Consider the following 9,157-nt stretch of genomic DNA (forward strand, 5'->3'; position numbering starts at 1 on the left):
CCCTGATATCATGATGGTAAATTAAATTTTGAGAAGTAAAAATGCACTGATCTATTTGGTCGCCGCTGGACTTAATGCTGCCGTTCCGTTCTTTACGTTGCCTTTTTTGACACGCGCGCTGACGCCGGCCGATTTTGGCGTTATTGCTGCATACGTAACACTTTCGACTGTCGCAGCAACATTCATTCGCATTGAATTGAATACTGTGGTCAAAAAGCTGTATTCCCAAACTCCCGAGCTGCTCACTCGAATGTTTGGCGCGACGCTGACATATAGTGTTGCCCTTGTGGTAATAGTGGCTTTTTTTGTGGCCCTACTATACCTAACAGAGGCAGAGTTGGCGCAGGTCAGTCCTGGATTGTGGGCGTGTATTTTGATAGTAGCCACTAGTCGATTGCCGACATTGACGCTACACAACTTTTGGCATGTCACGCGCAACGTGATTCCTTATGTCAGTTGGAGCCTAATGGCCTTGGGCACGACGCATCTTCTGACTCTGGCGCTTGCGCTCTCGATACTCCCCGACTGGCGTTCGCGAGTTTTTGTTGATATTTTTGTAGCTTTAGCATCGATGTTTGTCACTTTTTTAATTATGCACCGCAAGCATGACGTTGTTCCGATTTGGGACAAACCGATGTTCCATCGAATGCTCGAAATAGCAGCCCCGATCTGGCCCGGCGCGTTAATTATCACGCTGCTTTTCAGCCTCGATCGAATTGTATTGTTGAATTTCGTCTCCAAGGACGATTTGGGTATTTATAGCGTCGCAGTGCAGTTTGCAGCCGTTATCACACTTCTCTTTGCCGCTCTAAGCCCTCCATTCGAAGCCTGGGCCTATCAAAACTTCACCGCCGACCGTTGTAACGTACGGCGAATTTTCTTGAAGCGTTTTTCACTAGTTGCCGCGGTTAGCTACGGCACAGCGTGTATTGCGGGACCAATTTTAATGTGGTTTCTTCCGTATTGGGTGTCACCAGAATTTGAGGCGTCAAGCTCACTCATTCTGCCGCTCATGTTGGCGCTAACAACATTCGGTCTTTATCGGATGATGAATATTTGTCTGATCTGCCTCGATCGGTTGATTGTCAGTTCCGCCCTGAGTGGCTTGACCTTGGCAGTGACTACAATAACGTTGGTCATTCTAGTACAAAGATATGGAATTCAGGGTGCCGCGTATGGTCTTTTGTTGGGGTTTAGTGTAGCCACTGTCTCGCAGTTCGTTCTTATTCTGAATGTCCTTTCTAGAAGCCAGAAAAGGTGAACGAAATTTCACTTCCTGTTAGAATGGCTTCTGGAAAAGCTCAGGCGAGAAGACCACGGCGAGTTAGACAACTGCAGGGCGCGACGCTTCGGACGCGACTATTGTCGCTATTGTTAATGGTGTTGGCTATTCAAGTCGTTCACTATTTATTTTTTACGGTCGACCCCAGGTATTCGATAATTACCACGTTGATAACCGGAAGCATTTTAATTTTCATGCTGGTAATTATTACTCGCATGATTCCTAATGGGGATATAACGATCCCAGTCAATTTGCGCACATTTCAGTCGATCTACTTGAGCTGCTTTCTCGTGACCGTCGTCTTTAGCCGCTATGCTTATATTGAATCGTTTCAAACGGTTGGACTTCTAGAAACTCGCAATGCGGAGCTGGGAGGAGGTGGCGCAACGAGCGTGATCACAATCTGGTTTTACCCTTTGGCCATTGTCTTAGCATTTCTTCGGATTAGAGAACGTAGCTATCTGTTGCTGCTACTTCCACTGATCGTCATGGTGCTTATTGATATGATCGCTCTTGGCACGCGCAACGTCCCAATGTTTGTACTGTTGTTTCACGCGCTGGCAATCAATCGAAAACTGTTTCGGCTGCGCGGAGCGTTTTTAGCCGCGGGAGCCTTGGTAGCAACAATCGCGCTTTTTGACTATCAGACCAAGGGACGTTCAGCGAACACCTTAACCGTCGGTTTTGATTGGTCGCGGACGCTGCTTTTCTCGCGTACCTTCGACAAAGTCCCAATTAAACCCGGCATTGTTTCCGCCGCTAGCGACTGGTCTGCAATTGGTCCCACGATCTACTTCACGAACTACATCTCGCACTCGCAAGCAGAATTTCGCTACCTATTCTCTGAGGCTGACTACGGTCTCTTTGGAACACCCGACTATACTATGGATGAACTATGTCTTGTTCTGCGATGCGCCCGAGCAAAATGGCAAAATATGATTGTACTCGAAAATCCCTCCATCGGCCTCTATATGACCGCCTTTTCCGTACCGCTGTTCGACTTCGGCTACTTAGGCACAACAATTATCGTCATCTTTGTCGGAGCATTACTGCTGGCTCTTTCGCCGCAAGCATCGATGCCCCTCTTGATTTTTCTAGGCGTGGTGTTAGCAGTAGGACCGGTTGACAACTATATTTACAATGGCCTTGGTCTAGCTCGCTTCTTACTGTTTCTCTTGGTTTGGCATACATGCGTGGCAAGCGAAAGATTAACTTGGCGCAACCGAGGGAAGCCCGGATAAATATCCGGTTTGGAAGGCAATTTCGGTAGCAGCAACCGAGCAACGCACAAAGGAAAAAAAGTGCAATTAGTTAAACGAATTCTCGTAACCGGAGGCGCAGGCTTCTTAGGTAGCCACTTGTGTGATCGCCTGATTGAAGCAGGACATGAAGTTTTGTGTGCCGACAATTTTTTTACAGGCAGCCGCTCCAATGTGGCCCACTTGCTCGACCACCATAGGTTTGAATTATTGCGACACGATGTCACAATTCCACTATATGTCGAGGTGGACGAAATTTATAATTTGGCCTGCCCAGCCAGCCCGATACATTACCAACACAACCCGATTCAGACGATGAAGGCCAGTGTACTCGGGGCCGTTCACATGCTAGGATTGGCCAAAAGAACCGGCGCACGAGTGTTTCAAGGATCGACTTCTGAAGTATACGGGGATCCCGACGTGCATCCTCAACCAGAGGGATATTGGGGAAATGTAAATCCGATCGGTATTCGTTCGTGTTATGATGAAGGAAAACGCTGCGCCGAAACATTGTTTTTCGACTATCATCGTGCGCACAATGTATCAATAAAGGTAGCCCGGATTTTCAACACTTATGGGCCACGAATGCACCCACAGGACGGTCGAGTGGTGTCGAACTTTATTGTTCAGGCATTGACGGAACAAGATCTGACAATATTCGGCGATGGTAGTCAAACACGGTCCTTTTGTTATGTCGATGACTTGATTAGCGGTTTCATTTCTCTAATGGACACTCCCAGTGACGTTACTGGCCCCATAAATCTCGGAAATCCGAATGAGTTCAGTATGTTAGAATTGGCTGAAACCGTTCTGGATTTGACCAACTCAAAATCTAGGATTGTTTACAAACCCTTGCCACAGGACGATCCCAGACAACGCCAGCCCGATACTGGTTTGGCAGAGAGACTACTTCAGTGGGAAGCAAAAGTTCAGCTCAAAGAAGGGTTGGCTCGAACCATCGAGTATTTTGACGCCCGACTTCAAACATAGTGTCGACGCCTCTATTGCGCGAGGTCAGAATCGTTTGAATTCTTTGTCGGAGCGGAGAACTTAATTTCTGATTGTGCAGTCGGTGACTTGTTTCCCGACTGCCATCATATATTTGGAACTTTTGTCTTCGACCGTCTGCTCCACAGCACAGACTAGTCCGCCCTGAACATCGCTTTCAAGCTGTCAGTTTGTTGACTTGATCTCTTCGACCGAAGACGCAATTTGCGCAAATGATCATGAAAACTTGGCGGATCAGGCTGAACAGTTGGCGCAAAAAGCGCCGTTAACGCCGTTAGTTTCCGTCAAGGTTCTTTAGTTCGTTCTGAACATTTCTTATCCCGCTGTGTATGCCTCCGGTGGAGGCCGTCTGACGGGGTTTCAGCGTCGGTGCTATGTCCGACTTTATGGCCGACCAAAAGTTCAGACCCGAGATTGAAGTCCTCTCTGCCGCGGATGCGCCGCGCCGTCGTCACTGGAGCGATGGCGACAAGATCGCGATCGTGGAGGAGAGCTTCCTGGGGCATCTCCAGGTGACAGCGACGGCGCGGCGGCATGGCGTATCTCGCTCTCTGCTGACCATATGGCGGCGCCAGTATCCCGCTGGCGAATTTGGCGTCGAGACGCCGCCTTCATTCATCCCGCTGGCGGTTTCGTCCATGCCACCTGCGACCGTGCCCGCGACCGCACGGGAGACGCCGCGCAACACGCCTGATGTCCAGCTCGAGATCGTGCTGAGGAATGGGCGACGGCTTCTCGTCCCTTCGTCGGTGGAGCCAGAGGTTTTGGCGCGGCTGCTGCCGACCCTGGAAGGCCGATGATCGCCTTCCCGGCGGGGGTGCGCGTATGGATTGCCAGTGGGGCCAACGACATGTGGCGGGGGATGAACACCTTGGTGCTGACGGTGCAGCAGGGTCTGGGACGTGATCCGCACGCGGGCGAGATTTTCTGCTTCCGCGGGCGCAAGGGCGACCTGGTAAAATTGCTTTGGCACGAAGGGGTCGGCATGTCGCTTTATACGAAGCGCCTCTAGGCCGGGAGGTTCATCTGGCCGACCAGCGGAAGTGGTGAAGCGGTGCAGATATCCGCAGCCCAGCTCTTCTATCTCCTGGAGGGGATCGACTGGCGCAATCCGCGCTGGACGCAACGCCCTGCAAAGGCGGGATAAATTGGCTCCGTCGGCCTCATTTTTATGGGCTTTCCGATGCCTGCATGGTAGGTTTCGGCCATGCCAGATGCCGCTTCCGAGATCGCCAAGCTCCGGCGCGAGCAATATGGCCACAGATCCGAGCGCCGCGCCCGCCTGATCGACCAGATGGAATTGCAGCTCGAGGAACTCGAGGCCGCAGCCACCGAAGACGAGATTGCCGCCGAGAAGGTAGTGAAGACCACGTCCGTCGCGGGGTTCGAGCGTCGCCGCCCGGCCCGCAAACCCTTCCCGGAGCAACTGCCGCGCGAGCGCGTGGTGATCTCGGCGCCCACGGCCTGTTCCTGCTGTGGCTCGGATCGCATCGTGAAGATGGGCGAGGATATCACCGAGACGCTCGAGGTCATTCCCCAGCAGTGGAAGGTGATCCAGACGGTCCGCGAGAAGCTCACCTGCCGGGCATGCGAGAAGTTCAGTCAGCCGCCGGCACCCTTCCATCCCACGCCCCGTGGCTGGGCTGGGCCCAACCTGCTGGCGATGATCCTGTTCGAGAAGTTCGGCCAGCATCAGCCGCTGAACAGGCAAGTCAGCGCTACGCCAAGGAAGGTGTCGAGGTCAGCCTGTCCACCCTGGCTGACCAGGTCGGGGCCTGCACCGTGGCGCTGGAGCCGATCCATGCGCTGATCAGGGCCCATGTCCTGGCCGCCGAGCGGCTGCACGGCGACGACACCACGGTGCCGCTCTTGGCCCGGGGCGGGACGAAGACCGCGCGGCTCTGGACCTATGTCCGCGACGACCGGCCCTTCGCGGGCGGTGCGCCGTCGGCAGCGCTGTTCTACTTCTCGCGCGATCGGGAGATGGCTCACCCGAACCGGCATCTCGCCGAGTGGCGGGGCATCCTTCAAGCCGATGCCTATGGCGGTTATAACGACCTCTATCGCGGCGACCGTGATCCCGGTCCGGTCAGCAGCGCGCTCTGCTGTAGCCATGCCCGTCGGAAATTCTTCGAGCTTGCCGACATCAAGGGCAATGTCCGCAAGGGCAAGTCCGCCCACGATATATCTCCTGTGGCACTGGAGGCGGTGGCGAGGATCGACGCGATCTTCGACATCGAACGCCAGATCAACGGCCTTGATGCCACGTTCCGGCTCGAGGCCAAGCACCGGTTGTCCTGTCCCTTGGTGGAAGCATTTCACGCTTGGCTGCGCGCCGAGCAGAGCACGATGTCGAAGCACAATCCTGTCGCCAAGGCGATCAACTACATGTTCAAGAAAGACCGATGGGAGGCCTTCACGCGCTTCCTCGAGGATGGCCGAGTCTGCTTGACGAACAACGCGGCCGAGAGAGTACTCCGCGGTGTGGCCCTTGGCCGGAAGTCATGGCTCTTCGCCGGCTCCGAGCGCGGCGGTGACCGCGCCGCCTTTATGTATTCCCTGATCGTCACCGCGAAGATGAACGATGTCGACCCTCAGGCCTTGCACGACAGCCTCTCGGGTGCCGGATCTACTGCCTTGGAATTGGTCCTCGACACGGCAAAGGATGGCCGCATGACCCTGATCGCCCGCCTCCGGATCATTCTGAACGACGTCGAGCCAATGCCGATGCGCCACATCGAGGTGCCGCTGAAGATCAGACTCGATCGGCTGCATGAGGTCATCCAGGCGGCCATGGGCTGGACCAACACCCATCTCTACGAGTTCCGGGTGGGTGATGCCGGTTGGGGCATGCCCGACCCGGACGGGTTCTACGACGGCCCCTTGGACGCGAAGAACATGACCTTGGAAAAGCTGCTCGACCAGACCGCCACCAGGACGATCCAGTATGTCTACGACTTCGGTGATGACTGGGACCACAGCATCAGGATCGAGCGGGTCAACGAGGCCACCCAGGGCGTGACCTATCCGCGGCTGCTGAAAGCCACCGGGGCCTGTCCGCCCGAGGACGTCGGCGGCGCCTGGGGCTACGAGGAGTTCCTCGAAACCCTCGCCGATCCCGATCACGAGCAGCCCGAGGACATGGTCCACTGGTCGGGCGGGGACTTCGACGCCGAGGATGCCGGGGCCGACACCATCATCGAACGCTTCGAGCGGCTTGCGAAAATATGGGCCCCGCGGCCTCGCAAACCCAAGGCTACGATCTGAGAGACGTCAGCGACCGCGGCCTACGCCGGATGGTTACCCCGCTGTTTTTGCTTGGTAATGTGATATTTTCAGATGTGGTTCCGAAAATATGGACAACCGGGACAAGTGGATTTTCTGCGCAACAGCGGCATGATGCTGCAAGCGAGGAGAAGACCATGGCAAGACAACCGTGCCGGAACCACAGCCGGACATTCAAGGCGAAAGTGGCTGTAGCCGCGATCAAGGGAGAGAAGACGCTGAGCGAGCTGGCGCAAGATTTCGACCTTCACCCGAACCAGATCGAGCAGTGGCGCGATCAGCTTCTTGAGGTTGCGCTGCCGTGACCGGCGCGGCGTCGTGGTGGATGGCGCAGCCTGTTCCTTGCGGGTCTCGACCTCGGCGACGGCGGTTTCCAGGTCTTCGAAGGTCAGCTGCCGGTCGTCCTCGCTCAGCTTCTCGGACCGTTTGCCATGCACGACATGGTTCAACTCAGCCAGGAGATGCTCGAGCCGCCGATTGGCTTCCTTTAGCGCATCGCGCTCCTGCAGCACCGCCAGAACAGCGGCGCGCTGGCTCTCGGGGATCGCAGACAGGTCGATGTGAGCTACCCCCCGAAATTCGGACACTGACATAAGCTACGATTTGCGGTCTGCTGATCTTCGACGAGAAGGAGATCAGAGATGTCGAAACGGAAGCAGCACGCGCCTGAGTTCAAGGCCAAGGTCGCGCTGGAAGCCCTGAAAGGCGAAGAGACGGTCGCCGAGCTGGCGAGCCGGTTCGGGATGCATCTGTTACCGGCAGGTGTTTGCTTAGCAAACACTGAGAGGCGACGATGATCCATCAATGGGAGCGGGCCCTGCTTGAAGGTGCGTCCGGTGTGTTTGAGCGCGGGGGCCGCAAGAAGCCGGAGATTGACGAGGAGCAGGTGAAGGAGCTCCACGCCAAGATCGGGGAGCTGGCGGTGGCCAACTTTTTTTTGGAACGAAAGCTGAAGCCCTGGGGCGGGAAGTGAGGCGCGGCATGATCGAGGCTGGCCACCCGGATCTGTCGATCGGCCAGCAGTGCAAGTTCGTCTTTCTACGACACCCCCAAGGGCGAGACCGAACAGAACCTCGGCCTGATGCGGCGGATCGACGAGCAGTTCCTGGAGACGCCGTTCTTCGGCGTCCGGCAAATGACCTGGCATCTGCGTAACGACGGACACCTGGTGAACGAGAAGCGAATACGGCGGCTGATGCGCCTGATGGGGCTCATGCCGATCTACCAGAAGCCCAACACCAGCAGGCCGACGAAGGGCACAAGTCCTATCCCTACCTGCTGAGAGGGCTGCGGATAGAACGTCCGAACCAGGTCCTCCTCTCGGGATCATGCTGCGCATGACCCTGCCGGGCGACGGGTGCTCGGATATCACCTACCTGCCCATGCGGCGCGGGTTCCTCTACCTCGTGGCGATCATGGACTGGCACACTCGCAAGGTCCTGTCCTGGCGGATCTCGAACACCCTGGAGGCCGACTTCTGCGTCGACGCGCTGAACGAGGCCATCCACAAGTTCGGCCCGCCTGAGATAATGAATACGGATCAGAGTTCTCAGTTCACGTCCTTCGCCTGGACGGATCGGCTGCGCCGGTCTGGCGTGCGGATCTCGATGGATGGGAAAGGCCGGTTCCTTGATAACATCTCCATCGAACGGCTCGGGCGCACCCTGAAATACGAATGCGTCTACCTGCACGCCTGGGAGACAGGATCGGAGACGAAGGCGGCCATCCGGAAATGGATGACCTTCTACAACCACCAGCGCCCTCACTCAGCCCTGGGCGGCAAGCCTCCGGCGCTGGTCTACTGGCAAAGAAATGATCTCAACCAACCCGATCAGCAGGAGCAACGAGTAGCTTAAATTACGCCAGATCCTGTCCAACGATCGGGGAGTAGCTCAGGTCTCCACGAACTTTTGCCCGATTTTTTGGCGATGATTACCTACCCAAATGCGACGGCTACTGTGGGCGTGTGCTCGGCGAAGGCTTGGTCGAGCGCCGCGCGATCCAGAAGGTCGCCCTCGACCAGCGGGCCGAACTTGACCGCATCGCGCCAGCCGGTGACGAAATTATCGAATGTCACCGGGGTGTAGCCCGCACGCGCCAGCGCCTTGCAGGCGTGGCTGCCGATATATCCCGCGCCGCCGGTGACAAGGACCTTGCCCGCCATGCCGATCAGCCTGCCGCCTGTTCCGCCGCGATGGTCTCGTGCAGGAAGGCCCGCAGGTCGTCCTGCAGCTCGGGACGGCGCAGACCGAAGGCGACGGTGGCCTGCAGGAAGCCCGACTTCGACCCGCAGTCGAAGCGTTCGCCGTCAAAGCGCAGGCCG

Annotated in this window: 5 protein-coding genes and 7 pseudogenes; 9 read left to right on the plus strand and 3 right to left on the minus strand. The window is 56.3% G+C overall.

The annotated features are described in order from the left end of the window. Positions 1–28 precede the first annotated feature (28 nt). The 8 genes and pseudogenes from ACXYMN_RS19185 to ACXYMN_RS19220 form a co-directional block, all read left to right on the plus strand. Positions 29–1,261, plus strand: a complete 1,233-nt coding sequence (locus tag ACXYMN_RS19185; protein ID WP_459015645.1) for a lipopolysaccharide biosynthesis protein — start codon at positions 29–31, stop codon at positions 1,259–1,261. Further along, the gene (locus ACXYMN_RS19190; RefSeq protein WP_459015647.1) at positions 1,258–2,523 is read left to right on the plus strand and encodes a hypothetical protein; all 1,266 of its coding nucleotides are present in this window, start codon (positions 1,258–1,260) and stop codon (positions 2,521–2,523) included. Before ACXYMN_RS19185 ends, ACXYMN_RS19190 begins: the two co-directional genes overlap by 4 nt. A gap of 60 nt (positions 2,524–2,583) precedes the next feature. Continuing rightward, on the plus strand, positions 2,584–3,531 hold the full coding sequence (locus ACXYMN_RS19195) for a UDP-glucuronic acid decarboxylase family protein (RefSeq protein ID WP_459015652.1): 948 nt from the start codon (positions 2,584–2,586) through the stop codon (positions 3,529–3,531). 404 nt (positions 3,532–3,935) lie between these two features. Further along, positions 3,936–4,349: an IS66-like element accessory protein TnpA gene (tnpA, locus tag ACXYMN_RS19200; RefSeq protein WP_459015649.1), complete on the plus strand. Its 414-nt coding sequence runs from the start codon at positions 3,936–3,938 to the stop codon at positions 4,347–4,349. Further along, positions 4,346–4,696 (plus strand): annotated as a pseudogene (gene tnpB / locus ACXYMN_RS19205) (IS66 family insertion sequence element accessory protein TnpB). Before tnpA ends, tnpB begins: the two are co-directional and overlap by 4 nt. A 78-nt stretch (positions 4,697–4,774) precedes the next feature. Then, positions 4,775–6,226: pseudogene (gene tnpC / locus ACXYMN_RS19210) on the plus strand (IS66 family transposase); the annotation flags it as partial. Further along, entirely contained in the window at positions 6,223–6,816 is a 594-nt protein-coding gene (locus ACXYMN_RS19215; protein ID WP_459015650.1) for a plasmid pRiA4b ORF-3 family protein, read from the plus strand. The pseudogene tnpC and the gene ACXYMN_RS19215, both read left to right, overlap by 4 nt. 155 nt (positions 6,817–6,971) lie before the next feature. Next, positions 6,972–7,130: pseudogene (locus tag ACXYMN_RS19220) on the plus strand (transposase); the annotation flags it as partial. Here the strand turns inward: ACXYMN_RS19220 and ACXYMN_RS19225 are convergent. After that, positions 7,083–7,427 (minus strand): annotated as a pseudogene (locus ACXYMN_RS19225) (transposase domain-containing protein); the annotation flags it as partial. The pseudogenes ACXYMN_RS19220 and ACXYMN_RS19225 overlap by 48 nt on opposite strands. Positions 7,428–7,475: 48 nt before the next feature. On the opposite strand from ACXYMN_RS19225, the pseudogene ACXYMN_RS19230 reads away from it, so the two are divergent. Further along, positions 7,476–8,690, plus strand: a pseudogene (locus ACXYMN_RS19230) (IS3 family transposase). Between the two features lie 86 nt (positions 8,691–8,776). Here ACXYMN_RS19230 and ACXYMN_RS19235 read toward each other — a convergent pair. Next, positions 8,777–8,998: pseudogene (locus ACXYMN_RS19235) on the minus strand (NAD-dependent epimerase/dehydratase family protein); the annotation flags it as partial. A gap of 5 nt (positions 8,999–9,003) precedes the next feature. After that, positions 9,004–9,157: pseudogene (locus tag ACXYMN_RS19240) on the minus strand (UTP--glucose-1-phosphate uridylyltransferase); the annotation flags it as partial.

Source organism: Roseivivax sp. CAU 1753, assembly GCF_054482575.1.